This is a genomic window from Spirosoma aureum, from assembly GCF_011604685.1.
Classification (GTDB): Bacteria; Bacteroidota; Bacteroidia; order Cytophagales; family Spirosomataceae; genus Spirosoma; species Spirosoma aureum.
Genome location: NZ_CP050063.1, coordinates 7,822,212 through 7,848,672 on the forward strand (window position 1 = coordinate 7,822,212; position 26,461 = coordinate 7,848,672).

Below are 26,461 nucleotides of genomic sequence, written 5' to 3' on the forward strand. Positions count from 1 at the left end.
GTATGAAAAAACTGCTCATTCTGTGGCTGGTGTCAGTATCGGCACTGGCCCAGACGCCCAACCGCCCCTTGGAGCTCAACTATTCGGGCTATCTGGGCAATCCCATCGAGACGACCCTTACCCTGGCTCCCTCCGATACGAGCCAGGTGATCACCGCCCGTGCGCTGGAGAGTGATGTACTGCAGGCAGCAAAAGTGAGTCCCCAGCCGACGCTGAGTCGGGACGGACTGAACCTAAAAATCACCTTTCCCGCCAGCAATCTGGTCAAAGCCTTCGTCGAGGTGAAGGTGGGTAGCCTGGTTCGTTTTGCAGGCTGGCTACTGGCCAGTAAAACGCCAACCCCGACCCGAAGTCTGACTGTTGTACAGTACATCACCCTGAAAGGGGATACGGGTCCAGCTGGCCCCAAAGGTGACACGGGCGATCCAGCCACCAACCTGGTGCAAAGTGTGGCTGGTCGACAGGGCGCTGTACAATTAATGTTTGCCGATCTGATCAGCCATCCGGGATCGCTGGCAGGCTATGGGATTACAGATGCGTACACCAAAACCCAGACCTACACGCAAGCTGAAGTTACTACGCTTTTACAGGGCTATTACCTGCGCGTAACGGTCGCTACAAAAGCCCTGGCCAATGCAGCCGCAGCAGGCCCCCAGCCTAAAATCATTACTGTCACCACGGATGAATCAGACGGCAATCGAACCAATAAGTACATCTATGACGGCGACAATCAACCCTTGCAATACCCTCTTTTTTAAGATGAAAACGATACTTGCACTCCTGCTTTTGGCCAGTACTGCCCTGGCACAATCCATTCCAAACCGTCAGGTTGATATTGGCGTATTGCCACCGGTTAAGGTAACCAATAATGACCTGCACATCCGTTCTGTGGATGATCGGGCCTACCGCATTTTGAAGGAGGGCCATTTGCCTAATATGTCGTTTGCCAGTACGCAGACGGGAGCCAGTCGTACAGTGCGAACACCCGGCAGTTCTGGCCCCTCGACAACATTTACAGTAACGCCAGGCTGCGTACTGGCCGATGGCGAACTGATTATCCAATCGGATCAACCACTGGCCATCGCGGGCTTTATCAAACATGGGAACTATTCGGCTTCCAATACGGTGGGCGGGTCTTCGATCCCGCTGAATGTCATTGCAGCACCAGGTAATACATACCGGGCTACCCTGCCCAAATACCTCTATGAAGGTGCCCAGATCACTGTTTTCAGCCAATATTTAGCCCCACGTATCGTCAGTGATTCCATTAAGGCTGCGGCCGTCACGGCCATGGTCAATGGCACCGAATTCACCAATCACCAGGTTTGGAATGCCCGTAAGGTTTGGCTGAATATCGGCGATAGCATGTCGGGGGCGAATGCGATGGGTAATGATGCCGGTGGTAAACGTTACATGGGCCGTTGGCATTATTCGTTCGTGGGGGTGGATAGTTTAATTGCTGAAGGGAAAATAACCCGCCTGGTCAATCGACACCTCGACTCGGGAACATCCACCGATTTGGTGGAAGCCATCCGGAACGGTACACTCGATGACATTCCCTTTGATTTGCTGACAGTGTTTGTGGGCTTTAACAATGCCGGCTCATCGGCGGTCACCCAGCAGTTTACCGATGAGCTCAACGAGATCATTCGCTGGCGGAACCGGCAGTGGAATATCCGCTTAGTCGATGACCCAACGGTCCCCAAACCATCGATCATACTAATTGGAATGCCCGTCACGGACAAGACGCCCTATGTCTCAAACGTAGCTGGCTACCGGTCGGCCATGAGTGCCCTGGTCTCGACAGCCAACCGGGTCTATTACTATGATGCCAGTACAGCCTATAGCCTGAATGCCACCGCAACAGCGGACGTGAATATTTCCAGTGCCGATCGCACCGCTACCAACCGAGTACATCCGTCGGGCATTGGCAGTACGCTCATCGGAAAAGGACTTTACCCTATCATCAAGACAACACCCTTTTATTCATCGTTCTAATGATCGCCATCACCAACGAAGCGGGCGAAACACTCCAGCTGTTCGACGATCAGAACCTGGTCACCGAGCAGGCTGTCGCCTGGCTGACGGATGATGAGCTGCCAGCTGAGATTTCCTATCCGATCGATGCGCCCCTAAATGACGCGAATAAGAAATTTGTGGGCAATGGCTACCGGGTGGATGCGGCTCTGCCTCGTCAAAACTTACCCGTCACCGTACAGCTGGAGGGCGTTTTGTACCGTCGCTGTGTGTTTTCGTTTAAGGTCCAGAATGGAAAACTCAATGGGTACCTCAAGATCGACTCAGCGGAGGTGTATGACAAACTCCGGCGGCTTACGCTACTGGAGGCACTGCCGGACGTCATTCGGTTAGGGACGGGTATTATCGATGCGGTGAATACTGTGACTCCAATCCTGGCGGATCGGATGAAAGCGATTGCGGCCATGCCCCCCGGGCAGTTTCCACTCACGTTTTTTCCGATTCGCAACGAAGGCTTTTGGGAAGACTCGCTCGATACTGTAAAACTGCCTGGCTTTACCAAACAAACCTACGTCAATGTCTGGCAGCGCCTGCCGACGGCTCAACCAGGCTTTCATCAGGACGGTGGCTTTGTGCCAGGAGAGCTCGGCTATACGGTTTCTCCCCAGTTTTATTTATCGTGGGTGCTGGAGCGTATTATGGCGCTGGCTGGCTACCGAATCGAATCCAGCTGGCTGGCCAGTGAGGAAGTACAACGGTTAGTGATTCTCAACCAGACGGCCATGAACGGTAAAATCGGGCCGATCTTTTCGGATCCGACCGGGATTCTACAGGGCCACCGGGTGACCGCTGGCATGCACCTGCCCGATATGAGCGTGTCAGACTTCCTGAAAGCCATCAAGGGGCGGTTTGGCCTGGTCTTCGGTTTCAATGCCAATACCCGAACCTGCTACATGGAACGCTTTGTGGATGTGGTGCGGGCGGGAGCCGCCATCGATCTGACCGAGTATCAGTCGGGCAATTACGACATCGATTCGCCCGATCTGAAAGGTTTTTCAGTCGCTGAGTTTATCGATTCGGGCGATGAGTTGTATAAAGATCAGAAAGGCAACCTCATCCAGCCCGCTCCTTATGTATCCGGTCTGGGGGGACAGTCGATCAGTCTGAAGGTCGGTACCTGCCAGCTGATCAACGAGCCATCACCGCTCGCTCCGACGGGTCAGACTGCGCAGTGGCAGGTTCCGACTCTGCGTCAGGCCGGTAACACGCTCGACCCAAACTATAAAGCATCGGAGCGCTCATTGACCGATCAGGGCAAGCGGCCCAACGATATCGGTCTGAAACTGCTTTCCTACCGGGGTATGACCCAGGACAGCGCCGGGCATGCCTATCCGCTGGCGACCAATGATGTGCGTGACGGCCGTCAGGTCATCGTCGGCTCGCAGGCGCTCACCATCGGGGGACGCTTTGGAGCCTGGCGGCAATTCCTCAGAGCCTATTATTATTTCCGGGATAACACCCAGAAAGTATCGGTACCGCTCCTGTTGCCGGTGGCCGTGCTCGCCCAGCTCCAGCTACATCGGGCCGTGGCCCTCTGCCTGGAAGATCAGATTCGCCGGATCTATCTGATCGCCAAACTCCAGGCGGATTCGCCCGGCCAGTCGGGCAAAGCCATTGTTCGGCTCGAGGTGCTCAGTTTGCCCACTGGCATCGATCAGGCGGCTGACGTTGATGATCCGATTGTTTGGGTCGAGTGGGTTGCCAGTGCTGAAACGAGAACGGGCACGATCGGCAATGAAACGACGGTGAAAACCTACACGGTCAAATTCTGGGCCGATCAGGCCAAAACCACGCCCGCTGTCGTCAATAATCTGGATCTGACCCTTCGACGGAAACGTTACGTCGGCTATGATGCGCTGACGGATCAGTTCCGGGAAGTGTATGATGAAGGACAGCTCCATTATACCGGCAATGGCACCACGCAGGTGCTGGAAACCAATTACATCATTATGCAGGTGCGGCCCGTCATCAACGACACCGGTGATAAACCCAATTCACTTCGCCAAACGCTCCAGCTCGATCCGGGTGAGGGCTATTCGATACTGCCATGACGGAACTGACCTACAAAGAGCTGGACATCAACCAGAAGATCAACCTGAAGGGCATTCTCTCGGCCTGGAATCAGATCGCCATCGAGCGCTTTCAGGGCGAACTGGCCGAGAAAGTCTATACTAGCTCGCGCCGATCGAGCCGCAAGCGCTCCCGCCGGCGTCGCTATGCCTCCCGGCTGTCGGGTAAGTTGATGACCGACTGGCGCAGTCGGGTGTATGGCGACTCGTCGGGCGGTGGACTGCTGGGTACCCAGCTGAGCTTTCTGCTGTACGGGCGCTTTGTGGACATGGGGGTGGGCAATGGGATTGATGCCGCTGAAGCCAAATGGCGACGGACCCGCAAGAATGGTGAGCCGACCACCCGCCAGCCCAAACGGTGGTATTCGAGGCGCAAAGGTTTCGAAACACACCGGCTGCGGGAGCTACTCACCCAGCATTACGTGAACGTCTCGCTCGATGCCCTGGAGAACTTCCTGGAGGGGGCCGTGACGATCCACGTGTAAGGTTACTACTGAATCATTCGACTGGCTAACGCTTTCAAACCACGTTAGCCAAAATGGGAAAATCACAGACAGACCGGGCGGTTATCGACCTGGTCATTAACGGTCAACAGTCCAAAACCTCGCTGAAAGAAATCGGCCTGGAGGCCACCCGGGCCCGATCGGCCCTGCTGAAAATGCGGGAGGCCGATGATCCGGCTGCTTATAAAGCGGCCCTGGCCGAGCACAACAAGCTCAAGGACTCCTACCGGCAGATGAAGGCCCGCATCGATGATACGTCGACGGCCTGGTCGCGCTTTAAAGCCAATACGGCCTCGACCATGGCCGGCATTGTGGGCGGCAATGTGGTGACCACTACGCTATCAGCCATCGTGGGCAGCGTCGGCAAAGCCATCACCAGCTACCGGGAATTCAATGCGGCCAGCCAGGAGCTCTCCGCCGTGACGGGTGCTACGGGTAAGGATCTAGAATACCTGAATCAACAAGCAGCTCGAACAGGGCCGTCCGTCGGTAAATCAGGCGCTGAGATGCTGGAGGCCTACAAGCTCATGGCCTCAGCAAAGCCCGAACTGCTGGCTCAGAAAGAGCTACTCGTTCAGACAACTCAGGCCGCACTAACCCTCGCGCAGGCCGGTAAGATCGACCTGGCTCAAGCGACTAGTGTCACTGCTGAATCGCTGAATCAATTTGGTGCCAGTGCTGACCAGGCGAACCGGTTCATTAACGTCATTGCGGCGGGTGCCAAAGAGGGCTCGGCAGAAATAGTCGACATGGGTGTGGCATTGAAAAACACTGGTACAGTAGCCGCTGCCCAGGGCGTGAGTTTCGAGCAGACGAATGCGGTCCTGCAAAGCCTGTCGACCATCGCCCTGAAAGGTGGCGAGGCCGGCACGCAGCTCCGCAACGTATTACTCACCCTCGGCGCTGGCTCCGACGATACCAACCCACGGGTTGTAGGACTGGAGAAAGCACTGGAGAACCTGGGCAAAAAGAATCTGTCGACTGCTGAAATGACCAAATTATTTGGCAAGGAAAACATTACAGCGGCTCAGCACATCATTGCCCATCGAGGTGAAATTGCCGAGTTAACCACGAAAATCACCGGTACACAGGAGGCTTTTTCGCAGGCCGCGACCAACAACAAATCACTCGATCATCAGCTGGAAATCTTCTGGGCGAGAGTGGAAGGGCTGGCCGTTTCGCTGGGAACATCACTGATTCCTGCGTTTACCCAAGTGGTCGAGTGGGCAACCAGTCTCACCAATGTCCTCAACTCAGCCGTTACGCCTGCATCGGATGCGGCAGCCATGGCTTTTCAGGATCAAAAAACCAAGGTTATGGAGCTAAATCAGAGCTTAACCCCGCTCCTGACTCGCCATGATCAACTGACAGCCAAAACCATTCTGACCAAAGATGAACAGACTGAACTCAAGAAGATCGTCGGTGAGGTAGCCAACATCGTGCCATCAGCGGTCACCGAGTTCGATAAATACGGGAACGCACTGGGCATCAATACCGAAAAGGCCAGAGAGTTTATCCGGGTGCAGCAGTCGATGCTGAAGGTCAAAAACGAGGAAGCGATTCGCACGCAAACCGCTGCGCTGAAAGACGATGAAAACCAGCTGGCTGAAAACCTCGCCTATCGCAAGAAAGCAACGACGGGTGCCTGGGATGTGATTCAGGCGACGCAGGACGAGCTCAGGGAGCTGGATGCTGCCAACCGAAAATTAAGTGAAACGATCGAAGGGCGTAAGGCTCTACTGAAGGATCTGCGAGGAGAAAACCTGAAAGTGCCGACCATCACCCCAACCGGCACGCCTAAAGCCAGTACCGGTGGTCCGGACGGCAAGGGTGGCGGCAAACCCTCTGGCCCTAGTGAGGATGAGAAAAAGGAAGCTGAAAAAGCAAAACGGCTAGCCGATGAAAAGAAAAAGGCCAATGCGGACGCTATACTCGCTACTCAAAATCTAAAAGCTAAAGCAACTAAGGATGACAGAGAGCGAGAGTTAGCGCAGGCTGAATTCGAGGCAGAGCAAGAGCGAAAAAGACTCAAGGAGTCCAAGGCGGGGGCTACCCAAAAGGCCGCATGGATGAAGGCCATCGAGGATAAGCTGCTTGTCGACAAGAGCGAGATTGAAGAGAAGTACACCAAGAAGCAGTTGGAGGAACAGGAAAAACAACTGGAGAATCTACGCAAAGCTGCTGAAGAAGAACTGGAGCTTAAGAAGAAAATTAAGCTGGCTGAGATAACTATGGCAGTTGCCAACGGCGACATGACCAAAGAAGAGGGTGAAAAGGCCAAACTAAATGCCGAGCAGGCATTTCTGGAAGCCAAAAAGATTTTAAATGAAGCCCATTATCAATCTTTGCTCGACCTCTATAAAGATTTCACAGATAAGCAGACTGCCATTGCTGAAAGCAAAAAAATGGACAGTGACAAGCTGGAGGGTGAAATAACGACTAACCAGGCAGACCAGGTAGTCGCCCGTAAAGCGATCACGCAAAGTGAGATTGATGCAGATAAGGAAAAGGCCAAACAGGAGGAACAGACCGCCAAGAATACTCATGATACCAAGAAGAAGATTTTCAATGACTCGGTAGTTGTTATAAAGGAATTCTTCAACGAGAACACGGCTATTTATAAGGCAGCCATGATCGCTCAGCAAGCCTGGGCGTTAGGGGAAGTAGCGATTAACTACAGTCGTGCTGTCATGGCTAGTATTGCCTCTGCTTCCAGCATTCCCTTTCCTGGAAACATTTTGGCAATTGCTAAAAGTTTGGCACTTCCAACACTTCAGGCAGCTGCTGCCGTTGCGAACATACGCTCCCAGAAATTTGATTCGCCAACGTTTGCGGACGGTGGGTTCACCGGGTTACAGGATATGGATGGAGCACCATCTGGCTTTATTGATGGACCAACCCGGTTTAACCTAGGCCGTCGTTCCTATATTGCTGGTGAAGCGGGTCGCGAATTTGTGATCTCCAACAAATCGCTCCGTAACCCGGTGGTAGCTGACTTTGCCCGGATCATGGACTCGGCTCAGAAGACGGGGAATTACTCGCAGTTGGCGATGTCTGGGGGAGCTCCCTCGGCCATACCGACAGCAACAGCTGCTCCCGCATCGAGTAATTCCGATATGTCGAATCAACTGTTAATGCAACTCATTGCCGAGCAGCAGACCACGCGGGAGGTGATGAAAGCCTTTGCTCAGCGGCCGATTATGCAGAACTACCGGCTCCGGGAGCAATTTGATGACAACATTCAGGAAGCCCGGGATAGCAACAAACTATAAAAAGAAAAGCTGAATTGTTTGGATGTCAAATTTTGCCGCCATTCACACAATTCAGCTTTTCACTATATACGATTTTGGTAACTTACCCACATTAACCAAAATCGTTGTATGAAGCACCTCTCCTTGTTCCTTCTAAGTCTATTCCTATTAACGGGTTGCGCCAAAACCCAGTACTATTACCTTGCCGACACCTCGACAGATCTGTATCAGATGGCTAATGAACAGAGTCTGATTATGGCTAGCGTCATACCAACAGACACATTGATGAGTTGGGAAAAGTTGAAAAGAGCCGATGGCCATTTTGTTCGAGTAAGGCATCAGGCGGGTAGCGGCTGGGTTCGATCCCTTGGCTATCAGTATCTCTACTCGGTTCGCATTCGTTCGTCCTTATTTGGTGGGGGTAGCTCAACCTATACCACATCATACTCTGGGTTAAGGCCACTGGACATGAGTAAGCCCGTCCACGTGCGAGCGCATACCCGTACAACAAAATCAGGGAAGACTGTCTACGTTCGAGAACATACTCGAAGTCGCCCTGGAAGCAGCAGTTATCGATCTTCATCCAAAAGTTATCGCAGCAGTGGTAGCAGCCGCAGCAGCTATCGAGGACGACATTAATGCATTACAGTCAATTTTAACATCGCTCCTGAGTCAAAGCCAATAACCTTACAGTTTTCATGAAATCAATTATTGTCCTACTCCTTTTAATTGCTCAATTGGCATTCGCTCAATCGCCTGTTACGCGGGATCAGATGAGTCAAACAAATCGGGTTTCTAAAGAGCAATTAAGCGCTGGTTACCAAACGGCTGTTACTGGATGGGTTGTTCATACAGATGATACCCTTCAATTAGGAAAAGGGTCAATGCCTGACAAGCGGTTTGCCTTTATTTATGAATCCCTAACCAGCTTTAATTACGCCAACTCAGCCAATTCGCCCAATGCCTATGATAGGCGAAACTACCTCAATTCGAATATGAGCGGCCAGCGGGTTCGCGTAAAAGAGTTGCTCCAATACGGTACTAAGCGCACTGGCTACACAATGATAGCCAAGGTAGGCGTTGGCAATATTGTTAATTACTGGATCGAGATCGACAATGCCGTCGAAGCTGGTGAAATTCTACCTCCTGAACGCTACAGAACGGCCAAGAAGTCAGAAGCAATTAGTACTTCCGGCAGCGTAGCGGATGAGTTAAAAAAACTAAAGGAGCTTATGGATGCTGGTGTAATTACCAAAGAGGAATTTGAGGCCCAGAAAAAGAAGCTTTTAAATTAATCCAATTGGCTATAAGCAAAAACGCCTCAGCCAACCCCACACAAAAACTCCGGCTTATTTATCAAGGAAAGCAGCCCGGCATTGATTGTCTGACTGCTTTCCTTCTTTGTATGTACACGGAAAAGTATATACGTATATAATATATGAAAGATTATTTGGATTAATTTCGGGATTGCCCGGTGACTCGACACGCTGGGCAGACGTATTCAACTAAAACTTTCATTTTTAATTCTCATTACAGGCATGAGTAACACACCCCCTGGAATACCTGAGCACCTATTTATTCAGAATCCTTTGTCCGGTAGGCTGATCAATGTGCTGCCGCTTTTTGATTTTTTAACCAATACGTTTGCCGGTTCCCAGGAAGCCGTCTCTCATCTCCAGCTTGTGCACGATTTCTTAAGCACCTGCGCTGTGAAGGGAATGGACGATTCGGATATCAATGTCGAGTATCTGGCTAGTATGAACTATACACTCATTATGTTCCGTCAGGTCTTTGAAAAAATGCAGGAAGTCAAGGCATAATGCCTACTCAAACTAACAACGAAACCAATTGGGCACTGGCCCGACCTGAGCAGGTCGGGCTTTTTTTGTATGTTTACTTAAACTAAACTTTACCTCGAATACGGCCATGAATCGGCATCTCATCGATCCCATTGAAGAAGCCAAACTCGACGCAGGCATTAAAGAGATCGTGCTCTTGCTGCAACTCCACCAGGTTGAAACGTTTGAGTCATGCCAGGGCGGCATAGGTCACTGTTTCTCCGAACCAACCGTACGTTTTTATGGCGATAAATTTGAGGGCCTTCGTGTGGCACATATCTGCCTACAAAACGACCTCCCTATTCAACAGATAAGGAGGTCATTTGACGTGTACGACAATGAATTACATCAGCCGTTTTGGGAAGTGGTTTTTAAGCCAACTAACCCGGTAGGCACCTTGCAATTAGACACCCAGGCGGGTGTCTTTGTTGGCGTCGATCACAGCCTGGCACAATGCTGACAGAGCGGCTTTCCGCCGGTTCCTGACCGTTTATTAACGGTTTCAATATTGTTTCCTTCTGTACACCGGTCATTGTTGTGGTGAACAGTTTGCTTGATCGAATGAAAAGGGGCTACTTTAGCCATAATCAGTTTTGTAATTAGGTGAAACAATCGATTTAACAATCAAATTTCATCGAATCCATGTTACCCATTGCTTCTGATTTGGGACTATTTCTTTCTGATTTGGGACATTTTCAATAGTCCTTGCTTTTACCCTATTCTGACTACTCCTATACGTTCGATCTGAGAAGGTCGGGCTTTTTTTGTAGCTTTGCAGTGCCTAATTGTTTAGTACGTTTCCGTGGGGACCGATGCCGCCTGGTCGAGTAGGTGGTACTGGTCCCCCGTTTCTGCATTATAATGGTGCAGAGAATTGAACCTGCGGAAGCGGAACAATTAGGCAACGGGTCAGAGCAGTACCTCCTTTTCGGAATATAAGTGCTTACCACAGAAGCACCCCGAACCTATATAGGCCGGGGTGCTTCTGATTTGCAGAGAGGGCGGGGTTCGAACCCGCGAGACGATTAAGTCTGACACGTTAGCAGTGTGTTGGTTTCAGCCACTCACCCACCTCTCTATAAAAGGGGCAACAAGCCAGCCAGGTCTTAATTGGCGATCGAAGTATCCCGGCTGTACGGCACCCTTTGGTGAGAGTAGTAGGATTCGAACCTACTCAGCATAAAGCAACAGATTTACAGTCTGCCCCGGCTCTCCAGCTCCGGCGTACTCCCCTAATGAGCTTCCTGTCGGATTCGAACCAACGACCCTTCGCTTACAAGGCGAACGCTCTGGCCAGCTGAGCTAAGGAAGCATAAAAAAAGCCGCTTATCGGTTGACAAGCGGCTTCAATGGCTGGGAAAATTCAGGCACTATGAGTCCGCTTGCAACGCTGTGCAATACGTACTATAGGAAAATAGGCCTTGATTTTTCATGGGGCAAAGGTAAGGAAAAGAAAAGCACACTTGCAATAGATCGACAAAAAAGCCCGAATCGAGTGATCCGGGCTTTCCGCTTCTATACACACCATATAGAATATGATTCTTATAAAAGAAGCCATTTTTATGCCCGAATCAAAATTCGTTTGACCATTGCCGGGCGCTTTCTTTTCTGTGACTATCTGGAATCCCCTGCTACCAGGTCGCTCACACGGTGACTACCTGTGCCCGGCCTCGGACCTAAATAGAGGGTTGCTCATTTCTCGCTTTTGTCGGGTGCGCAGCTAATCGTTTAGTTTAAGCAACAGCTTCCATAGTGGTAATTGACCAGGATTTTTAAGCGGCTAATCCGCATTGAATTCGTGGCCAGATACCGTTCGGTAAGAATGCCTGTCTTTTTCCCGTACCTGTTGGGCGAGTAGTTCCTCATTAAGCTTGACCAGCAGATCCCAGTGTTTCAACCGAGAGGCCTGATTGCTGACCAACCGGATCAGTTCGGTTAATTCGTCGACGGTAAATGACATATGAGACGAATCCCCACGGGCCCGTCGCAGTTCGGTCAGACACATCTGATCGATGTATTTTCGCTCATAGGTCAGGTACTGAGTAAATGAACGATCATTGTTATGCGACGTATGGGAAGCAGTCGGGATGTTAAACACCCGAATCCGTATAATATCAATGGTCGGCTGAATTTGGCCTAACCGGACCAATTCGTCATAAAACTCATTCCAGCTCTGAAAATTGACGGGCAAATCCGTTTTATACATGGTTCGTTGCTTAAGAAGATGCATAACTGACTGTATTTCGTTATAAAGAGTGAATGATGGGAAATTAAAGAGAGATCGTTCAGTGGGTTTTCCAGGACTTGCGCAAGCCCAGATAGCCTCCAATCTGCTCGGCACTAGCCAGTAACTGGCCCTGATCATAGCCTGCGGCAAACAACAGCGAAGAGCCACCAAACCAGCGAATTGACCGGGTTAATGAGGTCATCATCGATAGCTGCATCGTCTCGGCTGGAAACGGGATCGCGAACATGCCGTAATTCTGGCTATAGGACGCTTTAAGCAGATAGTGCCAATCGGAGCCGAGCCAGCCCGAAACGGCCCCATATAGTGCTCTGACCCGGTTGTTGTTGATGCCATGAACGCCTTCGATCAACGTATTGTCGAGCGTGTAACCCGAAAAGGGCAGTCGCGGTAAATCTGCTCGTGTATCGCTGGCCTGGCTGATAAAGGGTGTGCCCAGCGTGCGCCCCTGATACGACCAACTCTCGGGATATTGGCCATTGGTGAAGTAATTCTCCGCTTCCCCACCCAGACTTTTGCCAAACTGAAGCACGCCCTGATTCCCCGAATTGAACAGCTCCAATACGACTTCCTCAAAAAAGGGCCTCGCCTTGTGATTCACCAGACGTAGCCCATACAGGCCATCTTCAATGTTGCGCAGGTTATATAACTTCCGGCCCAGATCATAGAAATGCTGCTGATAGGCATAGAGGGACGTCTGCCCCAACTTAATTTCCAGCGATAACTCCGCAGAACCCCGGTGATCGCCCACCCGGTTCTGATCGAAAGTGGTAAACTTGGCCCGGTTCTTTAGCGCATCCGTTTTCATCGGTAACACAACATTGAGGTAGGCTTCCATACTTTGAGCTAACTGTCCATCAAAGGAGCTGGTTGGGTCCCGTTCGAGAAATGGAGCAAACCCGCCCCACTGAGCCAGATGGGTAAAGGCTCCATAGAGTCTGACCCTGGCGGTGGGTTTACCCAGCCGCAAATAGATTGCTTTCTGATGCAGGAACGATTTCTGCACGTAAGGGCCGTTGCCAAACCAGCCATGGGAATAAAGCCCTTTAAGGGCAATAAAGCCCCGACTAAAGCCTAACGGAATGTAATCGGGTATACTGAGCTGCACTTGCGGGACAGGCAGGGCATTCCCCGACCAGATGTAGGAACCCGAGGACAGTGAGCTTTCGGCCAGCCCAATGATCTGTCGGCGTCGCCCCGCCATCACTTCTATCTTGCCCAGTCGCCCCTTCAGATAGCCCTCTGACAGTAAAGCCTGGTTTTGGGTTCCTGTCCAGCCCACCACTTCGACACCATAGCCCCAATCCACTTTAGGGATTTTGCTGCTTGTAGCAGCCTGGTACTCCCGGTGAACGGTCACTTTCATAAGACCTGTCGGCGCTAGCTTGGGCACGGTCCCAAACTGATTGGTCTGAAGCCAGAAAGGGACAGTGCCGGAAGAGGATGCGAAGCCGCCTGCTTCCACCTGCCAGCTCGTTCGATCGGTAAACCCGGTTTTCTTTAACCAGGGTGCTGCTTCAGATCCAGGCAAAGTTCGCGGTAAAGGCAAGGAATCCGGGAATGTGAACCGTAGGGGCTGCCCAGCACTGGTATAAACGATCAGCACGAGTCCACTGAGTACTTGAATTAAGGATGACCAACGATGAGTCAGAGAGTGAGTTGAGAAAAACATAGCAATCGAAACCGGAAAAGAAATAGAGATTTGCAGCCTGATCGTCCTATCGCCTAAGTAAAGCGGATAGCCATGCCCAACAGCCATAGCCTAAGAGCTACCTGCTGCGCCAATTGATGGGTAAGCGTTGCCTAACGATCAGTCATGTACGTGCATACCGACAGCGCTGAAAAGGCTCAGGCATAGCAAAGCTGCCGTCGCTCATTCAGGACAGGATTCGACTGACTGAGAACCCGAAGGCTCCCTGCAGTTTACGGGTAAAAACGAGATTGGCTACCCCCTGAAGTCGGGGCGTGAAAGAGACGTGAGCTAAGTGCTCATAGACGCCAGACAGCGTTCAGCACATGCAGTGGCCTTCGTTTATGTCGTCTATGTATATAAAAAGCCAGCAGCGGCAGGGAGGGAATAATTGACCAACTGGCAGAGAACGTGATCAGCGGCTTAACGGGCTGCACAACAATGGCAAGTTGCTCACCATCACGGTCGTGAATAACCGTTACCGGATTTGGATTGCCAAGTGGTTTACTGTGAACATACGTATCGAAGACATCACCAAAGCCATCGCCGGTTTCCCCCGGATCAACTTCCAGCACGGCTAACGAGTAAAAAACGCCGATGAACATCACCAGCAGTTGAAGGCCAAGCTGACGGAGACGGCTGTATTGGACTACGCCTGACTCCTGAATCAACGAAATACGTCGATTTTTTTTTAATCGCGAACAGGCAGTTTGCATGGTCGTAAGGATACTGTAAAATGACCGACTTTATTGGCAAAAGGACTTCAGGTAGTATTCGTAGCACTTCCCGCTGGGTAACGGCTATTGTTTTACTAGCCTTGATGCAGTGAATCCTGAATAGTCGATGCATCCAGGGAAATTAGTTGGATAGGTCGGTGCGGGACATTTAAAGAGGAGGAGGCCGGATGTCGTTCCGCAGTATGGACTAAACGGGCGTTAGTCCTGGTAGCCCCAGCAGGGGTGGCTGGTTTAGTAGTCGAATAGGCTTCCAGTGAAGGGAGCCACATCAACCCAATCAGGCTGGCGATAGCCAGAGAAAAAAGGAAAGCAGGGGAGTTATTGAACAGGGGCGTCATCGACAGAATTCTACCCGTAAGTCCTGTATGGGGGTGGGGCTGGATGAGCGCATACGTCAGTAGTAAACTGACAAAAAAAAGTAATGTGAGAACCAGCGGTGCCCAGGAGCCGTAGATGCGCGAAACATTGAGTTTGCGTGAGCGACGCTGTCGATCTTTGGTGTCTGATGAGCTACGCTGTCGGTCTTTGGTGTCAGATGAGCTACGCTGTCGATCTGTAGTTTCCATAGGTATTGAAAAAACGAAATGGGAAATTATGTCCGTTACAGCTTGTCAAACTAGTATGCAGTCAGCATGATTATTTTTTTGAGCCAACGGCCAGGGCTATCTCTTCAGACTATAGATCAATAAAAAAGCCTGGACCTAATGATCCAGGCTTTTCGCCGCACGGGTGACCCCGTTTTATCCACATGCTATTCCTTAGGAGGGTATGTTTCTCTTTTGATTTACGCCCCCTCCCTTGGCTGATTCTACCTCTGAGAAGCCTTGTGATGTATAGGTGTCTCTATTAATGTTGAGCTGTTGTACTTCTGGTTTTACCCAAACTTTCTTTTTGACTTTTTTAGGTGTGTCCATAACTGTTTTTTGAGAGATTAAAACTATAGAGTGATTTTATCTGATAGTTTAAAGTTTTTATTTACAAATAATTACCCATATTTATATAATTTAGAATGAATATACTTTAATACTCCTTTCTTTTATACTGGCCAATAATCCTGTAAACCTTGCAGGCTTTTTATCCACGCATATGATGTTGTGGATCTAACCACATAGGCAGCCGCGCCCAATCGCATTACCTCATTTATATCTGAAGTGCTCTCCGTTGAACTCATCATTACAACCGGTATCGCCTGGTAAGGTGAATCGGGTTGTTTGAGCTTTTGGAGTAAGTTCATACCGTCTGCACGGCTGGGCAGGTAGATGTCCAATAAAATTAATTGTGGCGGATCGCCATCATTGATTGAAGTATCTAAGTAACTCAGCGCGATCGACGCCGGAGTAGCAAAAACAAGATTTACTCCCGGGAAGACAGCCGGTAAAAGTTCGTTGAGTGTCAGCCAGGTTTCCCTGCTCTGTACGATTGACAGTAAACTGCGTCGAGAATGATTAAAGGTCATGACACGGTTGATTGGTCAAAAATAAAACGGAGTACCGTCAGTAATGTTACCAACAATGCCTTTTTAAAGTTTCGTTTCCATCAGATGAATGAAGGGCAAAAGGCCTGAAGGGTGCTAACAATACCTCTGATTAAAATTGACTGGTTCGGAAAAACGGTTAGTTACTTGCACTCGACTTTAGCTGGACAAACTAATTCATTTTATCTGAATAGAAGGCTAAAAAAACGGTCTACTTAATTCGGCTACTTTTTTGTATCTTGTAGCTGGTTAAGTAAACTCTTATATATATATAAAACGCCTACTTAGTGTTCCTCCCTAATGGAAGACTTGACGAGTAAAATACGAATAGACTGTTGGAATAATGCTTTGGACTGTCTTGGCTTCTCATACATCTATTCAAAGAAGATTTCTAAAATTGAAGTTTGGCTACGATGGTCAAAAGCATTGGGCCTAATTATCCCAGTTGCTCTAGGAGGTATGGTCAGCACCTACTATACTAACAAAGAAATTATGGATTGGGCTTTGTTGATTGCATCTCCAATTGCCATAGCTCAATTGATTGTCTCCTCTTATTTGATTGCTGTAGGGTCAGATGAAAAGCTTACTAGTTACATGGGTAAATCAGCGGAATATAGTCTATTACGTGGCGAGTTTGAACAACTTGCTAAGTATCCAATTGCAAACTCTGATGAGTATAAACACAAATTTGAAATTCTATCAGAAAGAGCTAGTGGAATCGGGAAAGGTAATTACGAGGTAACAGACCCAGAAAAGCGCATGGGCATGCGTTATGGCCTCCGTGAATTTAATCGAGAATGTGTACAGTGCAAAACCGTCCCTTACTCGATGAAGGCAACTGAATGTGATGTTTGTGGTAATTTTTAACTTTAAATAACAATGAACGAAAAAGTAGCAAGAGTACTACGTGGTTTTTTAAACCTCACACCATTAGAAAAGGATGAATTTATTAGAGAATTGAATCGCTTTCAAAATCTCCAGTACGATTTCCAGAGAAATAGCTTTAAAGAGCAGGTTGAAGCAAAATCGGACAGTGTTGGCCCTAAGAATTCGATCTGTTCGTGTTGCGGGCGTTAAGCAAAGTCCACATAGACAAAGCCACTGGAACAAAAAATAAAGTTATCGCGACAAATAAGCATATCTCTTTGGTGGGATAAAACCTTGCCAAGGAAAGTAAGCTTAGCGTTACAAAAGCTGCTATAACGTAAGGTTTCATTGTTTTTAGGTCTTGTGCTACAATCTGTAAATTCCAAAGTTAAACATTTCATACAAACAACTCCATGCACTAATAGAGACGAAGATGTCTTTCGCGCATGGCGTTGTTTGGCGAAATTCAGTTAGTTTTTGAGGATTATGAAAATCGGTTATGCCCGCGTCTCAACCAAAGACCAGAAATTCTCTCTCCAGCTGGATGCGCTGAAGGCAGAAGGCTGTAATAAAATATTTCAGGAGTACGCCAGTGGCGCAAAAGCGGATCGGCCGGAACTAGCCAAACTGCTCGAGCACGTGCGCGAAGAGGATACGGTTGTGATCTGGAAACTGGACCGACTCGGACGATCCCTAGTCCACTTGGTAGAACTCGTCGAAACACTGGGAAAACGAGGTATTGGATTGAAAAGCCTGAATGATCCCGTCGATACCACCACCGCCCAAGGACGATTAGTATTCCGGATCTTTGCCAGCTTGGCTGAGTTCGAACGGGAACTAATCCGCGAGCGAACGCAAGCTGGACTACAGTCTGCACGTCGGCGTGGCCAGAAACTTGGCCGTCCTGAAGGGCTTAGCAAAGAGGCTGAACATACGGCCAGGATTGCGGAGAGTCTTTATAAAGAGAAGACTTTATCCGTAAAGGATATTGCTGCGCAGCTGCATATTTCTAAACGAACGCTTTATAATTATTTGCGAGTGAGAGGGGTGCAGATTGGAAACAACTCATTAGCAAAGTAATCATAGTAATCAATTAATTACCCGTAATCATGTACCTACCCCAAGGAATGCCTCTACTTGTACCTCGATACGAGTCAATAGATATCGGAAGTGCAATTAAAGAAGGTTTATATAATCAAGACGATTTAGACGAATACAACCTGCCACCCTTAATCATTTACCACTATACATCTATTGAGAAAGCAAAACTTATCATTGAAGGGCAAAAACTTAGATTTAGTTGCCCAAATGATTTCAATGACCCATTCGATATGTATGAGGGATTAATTGATTATTCCGGTACTCCAAAACAAATACGAGAGTGGGCTAATAAAGCCTTTGCTGACAAAAGGCGAAGTGACCGGCGTAGGCTGACGAAATTAGCAAATAACTCTGCCCTAGAATTTGAAAGATTCCGTAGGGAACAATATGCTGAATTAAAACTGAGGTGTGGTGTATGTTGTTTCAGCAAAAGTTATTTAGTTAATTTAATGTGGAGTCACTATGCTCAGTATCATAAAGGAGTGTGCCTTGGGTTTAATATTCACCCAATCCGTGGTCAAGACTTTTTTATAAGGGAGGTTAATTATGCTCATCAAATTAAAAAAGAAAACCTTTATGATCTTGATCACCGAATCATTAGTCATTACGTCTTTACGAAATCTCACATTTGGAGTTATGAACAAGAAGTAAGGGCTGTTTTAATTGAACGTCCAGAGTCTAGCCTAGTTGGTTTTGCAAGAGATTGCCTTCGGGAGGTGTATTTTGGGTGCAAAACGTCAAAGTCCGACATGATAGAGATTCTAGATCTGCTTGAAAAGAAAAAATACAACCTCACGACTCAAAAGAAAATGTATATAGATGAGTCGATATTTGACATCAAACCTTCTGATCTCGATATCTTAAATACTATAAGTAAAAAGGCATAAAAAAGCCTAACTTTTACCTGTGGCTCATCTATGGAGTTTGTATTATCGGTAGGCTTTTTGGACTTATCCGAAAGTGCCCCTACTTTTCTATACTAACGCCTACGTGTTTCTCCGCCTAACCATACTCCGTGCGTTTTTGTGTGGGCACTACCCACTTGCTACAACCTGCTCCTTGACTGCGTCGTTTGCTCACTATGTTCCGCAACGCTGATAGCCGCGATCACATCGGCCTATCAACTAAATCATGTACTCTTTTCGCGTCTCAGCCAACCTTTCCTAATTACGGCTGCATATCAGTATTTATACCGTTGACTTCAGCTGACCAGCAGTGGCTACCTACGATCGTTTTTTCTCCGCCAACTATAATCTATAATAAATAAGTTTTTACAATGTCTTTTTTGCAAACACTTGTCAATTCGGGACATTTTCTTACTATTTTGAGACAGAGTAAACTACTTAAAATCAATTATATATATACTCGCTGAGCGATTTAAAACATTCATTTATTATGTCAATCATTACAGCGAAGACACTATTTCACTTCACACAAAAGGATGCTCTTATAAACATCTTAGGTACCGGCTTTAGACCAACTTATTGTACAGAATTTGGGCTTGAAAATATGGAGGACGCATTAAAGGAAATGATGATCCCTATGGTTTGCTTTTGTGATTTACCGCTATCAAAGCTGGACAAACATATAAATGGTTATTCATGGGAGTATAATGGCACTACACATCAATCAAAGCAGTATGGATCTTATGGATTAGGCATGAGTAAAGAATGGGGTATCCGGCGGCGTTTAAATCCCGTAACGTATGTAAATCCTGGCTCTTTCTTACTAGAATTTGCAGGTAACTCTGCCAATGAGCTCAACAGATTATACAATGAATATGAAGATCGTTGGGAAAAAGATCCAACGGACGAGCATATAAAAAACTATTATAATTACCCTTTAGCTAGAGGAATTTCTATGGGAGTGCCCCCCATGCCTCATAATTATCAAACTTTTTTCAAATTACAAGTCGCTCTCTTAAATTCATTAGCGACCTTAGGTTATATGAAGCCATACCAAAACGCCACAACTGGACAGGTTTACTATGATGAAAGAGAATGGCGGGTAACTGTACCACATACCCGCCGTTATATGGGTGGGGTCCCTTCTTTAGTAAAAATGGGTGATCAGTTTGTCCCTCTTATAGGTCATAAAGAAGGGAAAGTCTATGATATCGATGAATTCAAAAAAAATATAGCTGATTATTATATGTTTGAATTTAATGCTGATGATATTAAATACATCATTGTTAAAGATGATTCGGATATTGAGGATGTCATTAAGCGTTTACATGAATTACCCAATAAATATTCATCCGAAGCAATTCATCTTCTAACCACCCGCATACTTACCTGCAAGCAGCTTCGAGAAGATTTTTAACTCCACATTACTGGTAAAACCATTGGGATCATGCTGTCAAATTACTTCACCTAGCCATTCTCAATAATGAGTTAAGTGCTCCCGTCAACTGCTCATCAATGGGATAACGTATCATGGGTATTTCTATCCAGCCAGACCCGAAACAATGAGTTCTATGTACTACCGCATATGGGATGATCAATTCTATAAATAAATTGATTGAATACTTTATTTAAGCTTTTATTTAGTATAATTTGCTTAAAATATTTTAAAATTCATTTACTAATAATTACTTAAATCCATGAAAAGATCTAGATTGATAATGCTATTTATCCTAATTTCTGGTTTCCTTCAAATAACTTGTTTCGGTCAGCCAATAGGTAGGATAGTTTTTGAGGGAAAAAGTGGTGGAAATGGCGGTGGTGGAAATGGCGGCGGCGGAAATGGCGGCGGAGGAAAAAGTGAGACGGGTTCGCAAAACAGAACTGGTACTAATGGCAAAGATGATAATCGCGGTGGCGGAAATGGCGGCGGCGGAAATGGCGGCGGCGGAAATGGCGGCGGCGGAAATGGAAATGAAAGTAAATCAGCAAGTGTGGCTCGCGATAAGGAAATTATGGAGAAATTCCTTTATGAAAATTTTGAAAAAAATGTGATGATTGGACTAACCTTACTAGGAGCTGGAATCCAATCCGGAGGTGTGATGATATCTCCGTACGCAAGAGCAGGAAGTTTGGCACTGATTCAAACTGGCGGGGCAATGTTAACCGGGATACAAGTAGCTGAAGCTGTTTACGATGCTAATCAAGGTAAGTGGGGAACAGCAGTCTGCGCTACTGTAGGTATCGGTGTTATGTTAATCCCAGAAGTAGGACCCTTTCTCGGGCCGGTCGCAGGAAGTTATTGCAACATAAATCTTCTTTTTTATCGCTACTATGCTGATGAAAAGTTAAGACAACAACCCAAAAAAAATAATTAGGAATGAACAACAAATTCACCTTATTCTTAAGCTCATTGTGCTTATTGACATTGCATGTCAGTGCCCAAACTTGTGTTGATGGAGACTGTAAAAATGGATTCGGTAAAATTACCGAGCCGGGCTATACTTATGATGGTATGTTTTATAATGGACAAAAACATGGTCATGGGACATTAATTTATCCCGATGGTTCAACTGTTACCGGCTCCTTTTTAAATAATACACTTACAGGTAGGGTAACTTATTTTAAAACACACTCAAATAACGATAGACTTGCTGGCAACTATGAGTTTATTTACGAAGGGGATATGATTAACGGGCGTATGGAAGGCTGGGGAAAAATAGTTTTTCCTAAAAAACAGACTCGTTATGAAGGCTTCTTTTTAAACAATTTATTCAGTGGCTATGGTACATATTATTATCCCGATGGTTCAATTTATACAGGAACATTTTTTAATGGATTTCGACAAGGTAACGGAATAATCAAAAATGCTGATGGATCTGTATATTTAGGTAGTTGGGTTAGGGATGTGAAAGAGGGAAGAGGAACTCAAATAGATCCTAAGTCAGAAAGCCAAACCCATGGAATTTGGGCAAAAAATGTACTTATAAAGACAACTGCAAAAGCTCCTAAAAATTAATGCCTTCTTACTTAACTAATTAATCTAACTAACTCCAGATTGCCGGAAAATCCGTCGGATCCATACCTTCAAACAGCATACCGTGTTTCCGCAGATACGTATATGTCTGATCCGGTGTGGAGTGCCGGCAATGGCGTTGCACTCGTAAGATGTCCTTCGTTGTTTTATATAGTGTCACCGCGCCAGTGGGCTTCCAGGAATACAGATCGTAATCGTGGCCATAAAGCTCCAGCTTTTCCAGGATCTTGCGGTGAGCCTTATAAAAGTAGTTTACTCCTACGGCTTGCAGACCTGGCTTACGATCGATTGTGAACACGTAATAGTGGCCTGGATACGATCGGAGTCTATAGTGCTGAATAACCTGCTCGAGCGCCGTGGGAATATCCAGAAACCCAATCTTTCGATTTTTGGACCGCTCAGAGACAACCTTCACCTGGGTTTCCAGTATATCGCGCACCTGAAGCAGTCGCAGCTCCTTACCAGGTCTGAGAAACAGAAAGTAAATAAACTGGCAAAACAGCCAGAGCTGCTCATTACCAGTGGCCAGGATTTCATCCCGGATGGCACGGCTCTGCTCTGCTGTAAAGGGCCGGTGATCATCGGATTCATCGACCTTGAGATTCTTGAGACGCTGAAACGGATTGACTTCGATATCCTCCCGATCAATAAAGAAAGTGGCAAAGGACTTAAAAAAGCCGAGCATGTTGTTGCGGTGGCGACTGCCGACATCTACCTGGTCAAAGAACTCATGCGCCAGGCGCGAGGTGATTTTCTTCAGTAAGATATCGCCCATCTTTTTCTCGTCGAGAAACGCCTGAAAATGGCGGATGTAGAGATCGTACAGATCCATTGTCGTATCGATCCGCAGCTCCTTATTTTTGACTTTTTTGTAAAACTCGGTCGCCTGGCTAAAAGTCAGCTGGGCTGGGGCACCTGGTTTAGCTGGCGCTGGCTCGGGTTCAGGCAAGGGCTCAGGTGCCCGGGCTGAATTGAGGTGAAATCCTTTTTTAAGGAGCTGGTTAATTTCTTTGATGTAATTGCTGGCTACTTTTTTGCGCTCTTCGATGGAATCACCCTCGACCCGGATACGCTTACGAACCAGCTTTTGGGAGCTGACATCCCAGGCATAATAGACGACGACCCATTGTTTGGTCAGATCGCCACCGGCATCCGATAACCGGGCATCTTTGTAGGGATACTTGCCACCCTTTGTATTCTCTTCCATCCCCTGCTGGCGCAGAATTAGTAAGGTATTTACTGCCACAGAACTGCCACAAAATGACCGCCGAGCGGTCCGAACATAAAAAAACCGCCAAATCACAGAGATTTGGCGGTTTTTATGTAGTCGGGGTGGCAGGATTCGAACCTACGACCTCCTGCTCCCAAAGCAGGCGCGATACCGGGCTACGCTACACCCCGAAAATGAGCTTTTTGTTGCCGAATCATCACAGGAATCGTTCAACTAAAGTTGCTCCTGCGGAGAGAGAGGGATTCGAACCCTCGGTACCGTTACCAGTACGACAGTTTAGCAAACTGTTCCTTTCGGCCACTCAGGCATCTCTCCGTAGCCCTTTCATCCATTTCCTGGACGATTGGGACACAAAGATAGAGGTATTCATCGTTTTCAGCAAGAGGTAACGAAGAAAATCTTTTAAGAATTATTATTTTCGCCCCACCCTTACATTGACATAAGGAAACAAACTCAGTCATTTTCAGGCTGGTTATGGCTTTTCATGAATTGGCTTTATTCATTTTCAAGTACCGATTTTTTTTTAATTGGGTTATTCATCGCCCTGTATAGCCTGTATATTTTACGTACGTTTCGGCTGGCAAGGCAGTTGAATACTTCAGCTTGGGGAGTTATTCCAAAGTTTTTTCTCCGTAGCAGTTATTTAATTCTATTGCTCATTGCTTTACTCGGCCCCTCATTTGGTGAGGCCGAACGAAATATGATAATAACCGGACGAGATGTGTACTTGCTGGTTGATATATCTCGCTCAATGGATGCAACAGATGCAGTTCCTTCCCGGCTCGAGCGCGTCAAATATGACATCCAGCAGCTCTGCGACACCTTGTCTACAGATCGTTTTGGGCTGATTCTGACATCGAGTGAATCCTTTGTCTTATCACCCTTAACAGCTGATCACGACGCCCTAAAACGTTTTGTGCGTGATATTCGCACAGGCAAGGCAGCTACGGGCGGTACTGATCTTTGCGCAGCGATCGAATTAGCCCGCCAAAAGTTTATCACCGATTCGTCGACCCGTCTGAACGCCAAAGCATTGGTACTGTTCAGTGATGGAGAAAATTTCGGCTCCTGCAATCGTACGGAACTTGCAAGCCTGAAAACAGCTGGTTTACCGCTTATTACGGTTGGCGTTGGCACAGAAACTGGCTCGTCTATTCGTGAAGGTCGTGATTTTGTTCGCGACGATGCCCGGCAAATCGTCCGAAGTCGATTAAATCGAAGTTTTCTTCAGGAACTGGCTCGCGATGGCGGTGGGCAATACATTGAAGCCAATACTGGTCAATATATCCGTGAATTGGCGGGGGTTCTGATGACGCAGCAAGGCTTTAGAATAGACCAGAACCGTGTGATTGTTTCCACCAATAAATACGTTTATTTTTTACTGGCTGCACTTTTATTACTGGCCTTTGACCTTATTGTAACAGTAAGGACATTCAGATTATGAGTGCATCTCAAAGTTTCGCCTTATTTTTGGCGACCGATACGTGTTATTGACGTATGATTTATTTATTCATTGCGGCCTGGCTCTGGTGGGACACGCCCCATTCATTAAATCAGATTTCACGAAATAATGAGGCCAGGCAGGAAGCCGAAGCAGCCTATAAAGCGGGCGATTATACGCGGGCAATGCATCTGTATGCCAGTCTGAGCCGCATCACAACAACGATCGATCCGGGAGTGCGATTGAATCTTGGCCATACCTATTTTCATCTTAAACGGTATGGAAAAGCTCGTTCTCAGTACGAAGCATTGCTTCATTCCGACCGATCTGATTTACGAACGGTAGCCGCAACACAACTGGGTGTGATGGCGTGTCTTCAAAAAGACAGTGCCATAGCGCTCACATTTTTTGAACGGGCTTTGCTCGAAGATCCGGATAACGAACCAGCCAGGTATGACTTTGAGTTAATAAAGAAACGGTTTTCGGGTAAAACTACCGAACCAGATTCACGCCAGAAATCGCCCGGTAACAGGAAAGATCAACCGAATAAACCCCGCCCTTCAGGTGGGCAACAGGTTGAGCGATCAGCCCGGCAGGATGAGTTACTACATCGCTTTCAACGGCTCGACCTTAGTGAAGCACAGGCACTCCAACTGCTCGATGCGATGCAGGAAGATGATCTGCCTTATGCGCTGACTCGATCGGCCCGGCATTCAACGATGAAAACGAAAGAGAACGGAAGTCGTTGGTAATGTACCGGCTTGTCAGATAATCATCAGGACTATCCACCGTTAACATCGATTAACAACACGTAACTATGAATGAAGTCGTCATTATTTCGGCAGTACGAACACCAATTGGCTCGTTCGGAGGTGTGTTGGCAACCTTATCTGCGATAGATTTGGGGGCGGCAGCTATCCGGGGTGCCTTGACGCGCGCTGGTGTTTCAGCCAATCAGGTACAGGAAGTTTATATGGGTAATGTGGTTTCGGCTAACGTCGGTCAGGCTCCCGCTAAACAGGCGGCCATGAAAGCAGGATTACCAGCCAATATTCCATGTACAACCATAAATAAAGTATGTGCGTCAGGGACGAAAGCGATTATGCTGGCCGCACAGACTATACAGCTGGGGCAAGCCGATATAGTCATTGCCGGTGGTATGGAAAGTATGTCCAATGCACCTTATTATGTACCTAAGGCTCGTTTTGGCTATAAATACGGTAACGCTGAACTGGTAGACGGTCTTGCCCGCGATGGGTTGGTCGATGCCTATGATCAGTGTGCTATGGGTGTATTTGCCGATCAGACCGCCGAAAAATATGCCATCAATCGTGAAGCTCAGGATGCCTTCACGGTGCAGTCATACCGCAGGTCAGAAACCAGTACCGAGAGTGGCCGGTTTGGCCCCGAGATTGTTCCAATAGAGGTAGTAGGCCGTAAAAGTACTGTAACCGTCCAGAACGATGAGGAATATACAAATGTCAACTACGACAAAATTCCAACGCTGAAACCTGCATTTGGGCCAAATGGTACGGTAACAGCGGCCAGTTCGTCGCCGATCAGCGATGGTGCTTCGGCTTTAGTGATCATGAGCCGCCGGAAAGCCGATGAATTGGGGTTAAAACCACTAGCCCGAATTCTGGCTTATGCCGATGCGGAGCAAGAGCCGCAGTGGTTCACAACGGCTCCTACCAAAGCGGTACCGCTGGCCCTTGAACGGGCTGACCTAAAAATTGATGACATTGATTATTTTGAAGTCAACGAAGCATTTGCTGTGGTTCCATTGGCATTTAGTGAGATTCTGCACGTACCGCAGGAGAAATTGAACGTCTTTGGTGGCGCCGTATCCATCGGTCATCCGCTGGGTGCATCGGGGGCACGAATTGTAACAACGTTAACAAATGTACTTCAGCAAAACAATGGTCGATACGGAGTCGCTGGAATCTGTAACGGCGGTGGCGGTGCTTCAGCCATTGTGCTGGAAAAATTATAATGGTTTTTGGCTCATCGTTTATCCTTCTTGAGCGCTAAAAAACGA

25 protein-coding genes and 5 tRNA genes are annotated in these 26,461 nt (G+C 47.7%); 19 read left to right on the forward strand and 11 right to left on the reverse strand.

Annotated features, from left to right (window positions below; all coding sequences use genetic code 11):
* Positions 1-2 precede the first annotated feature (2 nt).
* From G8759_RS31395 to G8759_RS31435, 9 genes are all read left to right on the forward strand, one after another.
* Complete coding sequence (locus tag G8759_RS31395) at positions 3-758, forward strand: hypothetical protein (RefSeq protein ID WP_167217099.1); 756 nt, start codon at positions 3-5, stop codon at positions 756-758.
* 1 nt (position 759) lies between these two features.
* Complete coding sequence (locus G8759_RS31400; protein ID WP_167217101.1) at positions 760-1,998, forward strand: SGNH/GDSL hydrolase family protein; 1,239 nt, start codon at positions 760-762, stop codon at positions 1,996-1,998.
* Positions 1,998-4,088: a hypothetical protein gene (locus G8759_RS31405; protein WP_167217103.1), complete on the forward strand. Its 2,091-nt coding sequence runs from the start codon at positions 1,998-2,000 to the stop codon at positions 4,086-4,088. The genes G8759_RS31400 and G8759_RS31405 overlap by 1 nt, the downstream gene beginning before the upstream one ends.
* Entirely contained in the window at positions 4,085-4,591 is a 507-nt protein-coding gene (locus tag G8759_RS31410; RefSeq protein WP_167217105.1) for a hypothetical protein, read from the forward strand. Before G8759_RS31405 ends, G8759_RS31410 begins: the two co-directional genes overlap by 4 nt.
* A gap of 53 nt (positions 4,592-4,644) precedes the next feature.
* Complete coding sequence (locus G8759_RS31415; RefSeq protein WP_167217107.1) at positions 4,645-7,881, forward strand: phage tail tape measure protein; 3,237 nt, start codon at positions 4,645-4,647, stop codon at positions 7,879-7,881.
* A 108-nt stretch (positions 7,882-7,989) separates the two neighbouring features.
* The gene (locus tag G8759_RS31420; protein WP_167217109.1) at positions 7,990-8,499 is read left to right on the forward strand and encodes a hypothetical protein; all 510 of its coding nucleotides are present in this window, start codon (positions 7,990-7,992) and stop codon (positions 8,497-8,499) included.
* A 59-nt stretch (positions 8,500-8,558) separates the two neighbouring features.
* Positions 8,559-9,155, forward strand: coding sequence for an SHOCT domain-containing protein (locus tag G8759_RS31425; RefSeq protein WP_197933059.1), 597 nt, complete (start codon positions 8,559-8,561; stop codon positions 9,153-9,155).
* A 243-nt stretch (positions 9,156-9,398) separates the two neighbouring features.
* Positions 9,399-9,680 (forward strand): hypothetical protein, encoded by a 282-nt coding sequence (locus G8759_RS31430; RefSeq protein ID WP_167217111.1) that lies wholly within the window; start codon positions 9,399-9,401, stop codon positions 9,678-9,680.
* Between the two features lie 106 nt (positions 9,681-9,786).
* On the forward strand, positions 9,787-10,158 hold the full coding sequence (locus G8759_RS31435; RefSeq protein WP_167217113.1) for a hypothetical protein: 372 nt from the start codon (positions 9,787-9,789) through the stop codon (positions 10,156-10,158).
* Positions 10,159-10,691: 533 nt separating this feature from the next.
* Here G8759_RS31435 and G8759_RS31440 read toward each other — a convergent pair.
* The 8 genes from G8759_RS31440 to G8759_RS31475 form a co-directional block, all read right to left on the reverse strand.
* Positions 10,692-10,776, reverse strand: a tRNA-Ser gene (locus tag G8759_RS31440).
* A gap of 68 nt (positions 10,777-10,844) precedes the next feature.
* Positions 10,845-10,930, reverse strand: a tRNA-Tyr gene (locus G8759_RS31445).
* Between the two features lie 6 nt (positions 10,931-10,936).
* Positions 10,937-11,010: transfer RNA gene (locus tag G8759_RS31450), tRNA-Thr, on the reverse strand.
* Positions 11,011-11,478: 468 nt separating this feature from the next.
* Positions 11,479-11,928 (reverse strand): hypothetical protein, encoded by a 450-nt coding sequence (locus G8759_RS31455; protein ID WP_167217115.1) that lies wholly within the window; start codon positions 11,926-11,928, stop codon positions 11,479-11,481.
* A gap of 55 nt (positions 11,929-11,983) precedes the next feature.
* A complete protein-coding gene (locus G8759_RS31460; protein ID WP_232074018.1) occupies positions 11,984-13,474 on the reverse strand; it encodes a capsule assembly Wzi family protein in 1,491 nt (496 codons plus the stop codon).
* Between the two features lie 458 nt (positions 13,475-13,932).
* Positions 13,933-14,349: a hypothetical protein gene (locus tag G8759_RS31465; protein ID WP_167217119.1), complete on the reverse strand. Its 417-nt coding sequence runs from the start codon at positions 14,347-14,349 to the stop codon at positions 13,933-13,935.
* A gap of 95 nt (positions 14,350-14,444) precedes the next feature.
* Complete coding sequence (locus G8759_RS31470; protein ID WP_167217121.1) at positions 14,445-14,936, reverse strand: hypothetical protein; 492 nt, start codon at positions 14,934-14,936, stop codon at positions 14,445-14,447.
* A gap of 470 nt (positions 14,937-15,406) precedes the next feature.
* Positions 15,407-15,826, reverse strand: a complete 420-nt coding sequence (locus G8759_RS31475) for a response regulator (RefSeq protein WP_167217123.1) — start codon at positions 15,824-15,826, stop codon at positions 15,407-15,409.
* Positions 15,827-16,144: 318 nt separating this feature from the next.
* Between G8759_RS31475 and G8759_RS31480 the strand changes: the two genes are divergently transcribed.
* From G8759_RS31480 to G8759_RS31510, 7 genes are all read left to right on the forward strand, one after another.
* Positions 16,145-16,711, forward strand: a complete 567-nt coding sequence (locus G8759_RS31480) for a mobilome CxxCx(11)CxxC protein (protein ID WP_167217124.1) — start codon at positions 16,145-16,147, stop codon at positions 16,709-16,711.
* A 12-nt stretch (positions 16,712-16,723) separates the two neighbouring features.
* Complete coding sequence (locus tag G8759_RS31485; RefSeq protein ID WP_167217126.1) at positions 16,724-16,921, forward strand: hypothetical protein; 198 nt, start codon at positions 16,724-16,726, stop codon at positions 16,919-16,921.
* A gap of 276 nt (positions 16,922-17,197) precedes the next feature.
* Positions 17,198-17,791 carry a recombinase family protein gene (locus G8759_RS31490; protein ID WP_167217128.1) on the forward strand — a complete coding sequence of 198 codons (594 nt, stop codon included), beginning with the start codon at positions 17,198-17,200 and terminating at the stop codon, positions 17,789-17,791.
* A 29-nt stretch (positions 17,792-17,820) separates the two neighbouring features.
* Entirely contained in the window at positions 17,821-18,699 is an 879-nt protein-coding gene (locus G8759_RS31495) for a DUF2971 domain-containing protein (RefSeq protein ID WP_167217130.1), read from the forward strand.
* Positions 18,700-19,207: 508 nt separating this feature from the next.
* Complete coding sequence (locus G8759_RS31500; RefSeq protein ID WP_167217132.1) at positions 19,208-20,134, forward strand: abortive infection system antitoxin AbiGi family protein; 927 nt, start codon at positions 19,208-19,210, stop codon at positions 20,132-20,134.
* A 280-nt stretch (positions 20,135-20,414) separates the two neighbouring features.
* Entirely contained in the window at positions 20,415-21,092 is a 678-nt protein-coding gene (locus G8759_RS31505) for a hypothetical protein (protein ID WP_167217134.1), read from the forward strand.
* Between the two features lie 2 nt (positions 21,093-21,094).
* The gene (locus G8759_RS31510) at positions 21,095-21,733 is read left to right on the forward strand and encodes an MORN repeat-containing protein (RefSeq protein WP_167217136.1); all 639 of its coding nucleotides are present in this window, start codon (positions 21,095-21,097) and stop codon (positions 21,731-21,733) included.
* A 28-nt stretch (positions 21,734-21,761) separates the two neighbouring features.
* Here the strand turns inward: G8759_RS31510 and G8759_RS31515 are convergent, their stop codons facing one another.
* The 3 genes from G8759_RS31515 to G8759_RS31525 form a co-directional block, all read right to left on the reverse strand.
* Complete coding sequence (locus G8759_RS31515; protein WP_167217138.1) at positions 21,762-22,997, reverse strand: tyrosine-type recombinase/integrase; 1,236 nt, start codon at positions 22,995-22,997, stop codon at positions 21,762-21,764.
* 81 nt (positions 22,998-23,078) lie between these two features.
* Positions 23,079-23,152: transfer RNA gene (locus tag G8759_RS31520), tRNA-Pro, on the reverse strand.
* Positions 23,153-23,210: 58 nt separating this feature from the next.
* A tRNA-Ser gene (locus G8759_RS31525) sits at positions 23,211-23,297 on the reverse strand.
* Positions 23,298-23,733: 436 nt separating this feature from the next.
* On the opposite strand from G8759_RS31525, the gene G8759_RS31530 reads away from it, so the two are divergent.
* From G8759_RS31530 to G8759_RS31540, 3 genes are all read left to right on the forward strand, one after another.
* The gene (locus tag G8759_RS31530; protein ID WP_232074019.1) at positions 23,734-24,426 is read left to right on the forward strand and encodes a vWA domain-containing protein; all 693 of its coding nucleotides are present in this window, start codon (positions 23,734-23,736) and stop codon (positions 24,424-24,426) included.
* Between the two features lie 53 nt (positions 24,427-24,479).
* Positions 24,480-25,175, forward strand: a complete 696-nt coding sequence (locus tag G8759_RS31535; protein WP_167217142.1) for a tetratricopeptide repeat protein — start codon at positions 24,480-24,482, stop codon at positions 25,173-25,175.
* Positions 25,176-25,240: 65 nt separating this feature from the next.
* Positions 25,241-26,416 carry a thiolase family protein gene (locus G8759_RS31540; protein WP_167217144.1) on the forward strand — a complete coding sequence of 392 codons (1,176 nt, stop codon included), beginning with the start codon at positions 25,241-25,243 and terminating at the stop codon, positions 26,414-26,416.
* The last annotated feature ends 45 nt before the right edge of the window (positions 26,417-26,461 follow it).

Coding starts and splice junctions, on each gene's coding strand:
- G8759_RS31475 (WP_167217123.1), bottom strand. CDS start 15,826: ATGACCTTTAATCATTCTCGACGCAGTTTACTGTCAATCGTACAGAGC.
- G8759_RS31400 (WP_167217101.1), top strand. CDS start 760: ATGAAAACGATACTTGCACTCCTGCTTTTGGCCAGTACTGCCCTGGCA.
- G8759_RS31535 (WP_167217142.1), top strand. CDS start 24,480: ATGATTTATTTATTCATTGCGGCCTGGCTCTGGTGGGACACGCCCCAT.
- G8759_RS31430 (WP_167217111.1), top strand. CDS start 9,399: ATGAGTAACACACCCCCTGGAATACCTGAGCACCTATTTATTCAGAAT.
- G8759_RS31500 (WP_167217132.1), top strand. CDS start 19,208: ATGTCAATCATTACAGCGAAGACACTATTTCACTTCACACAAAAGGAT.
- G8759_RS31510 (WP_167217136.1), top strand. CDS start 21,095: ATGAACAACAAATTCACCTTATTCTTAAGCTCATTGTGCTTATTGACA.
- G8759_RS31410 (WP_167217105.1), top strand. CDS start 4,085: ATGACGGAACTGACCTACAAAGAGCTGGACATCAACCAGAAGATCAAC.
- G8759_RS31425 (WP_197933059.1), top strand. CDS start 8,559: ATGAAATCAATTATTGTCCTACTCCTTTTAATTGCTCAATTGGCATTC.
- G8759_RS31470 (WP_167217121.1), bottom strand. CDS start 14,936: ATGGAAACTACAGATCGACAGCGTAGCTCATCTGACACCAAAGACCGA.
- G8759_RS31485 (WP_167217126.1), top strand. CDS start 16,724: ATGAACGAAAAAGTAGCAAGAGTACTACGTGGTTTTTTAAACCTCACA.
- G8759_RS31395 (WP_167217099.1), top strand. CDS start 3: ATGAAAAAACTGCTCATTCTGTGGCTGGTGTCAGTATCGGCACTGGCC.
- G8759_RS31420 (WP_167217109.1), top strand. CDS start 7,990: ATGAAGCACCTCTCCTTGTTCCTTCTAAGTCTATTCCTATTAACGGGT.
- G8759_RS31480 (WP_167217124.1), top strand. CDS start 16,145: ATGGAAGACTTGACGAGTAAAATACGAATAGACTGTTGGAATAATGCT.
- G8759_RS31490 (WP_167217128.1), top strand. CDS start 17,198: ATGAAAATCGGTTATGCCCGCGTCTCAACCAAAGACCAGAAATTCTCT.
- G8759_RS31455 (WP_167217115.1), bottom strand. CDS start 11,928: ATGCATCTTCTTAAGCAACGAACCATGTATAAAACGGATTTGCCCGTC.
- G8759_RS31530 (WP_232074019.1), top strand. CDS start 23,734: ATGGATGCAACAGATGCAGTTCCTTCCCGGCTCGAGCGCGTCAAATAT.
- G8759_RS31540 (WP_167217144.1), top strand. CDS start 25,241: ATGAATGAAGTCGTCATTATTTCGGCAGTACGAACACCAATTGGCTCG.
- G8759_RS31405 (WP_167217103.1), top strand. CDS start 1,998: ATGATCGCCATCACCAACGAAGCGGGCGAAACACTCCAGCTGTTCGAC.
- G8759_RS31415 (WP_167217107.1), top strand. CDS start 4,645: ATGGGAAAATCACAGACAGACCGGGCGGTTATCGACCTGGTCATTAAC.
- G8759_RS31465 (WP_167217119.1), bottom strand. CDS start 14,349: ATGCAAACTGCCTGTTCGCGATTAAAAAAAAATCGACGTATTTCGTTG.
- G8759_RS31435 (WP_167217113.1), top strand. CDS start 9,787: ATGAATCGGCATCTCATCGATCCCATTGAAGAAGCCAAACTCGACGCA.
- G8759_RS31495 (WP_167217130.1), top strand. CDS start 17,821: ATGTACCTACCCCAAGGAATGCCTCTACTTGTACCTCGATACGAGTCA.
- G8759_RS31505 (WP_167217134.1), top strand. CDS start 20,415: ATGAAAAGATCTAGATTGATAATGCTATTTATCCTAATTTCTGGTTTC.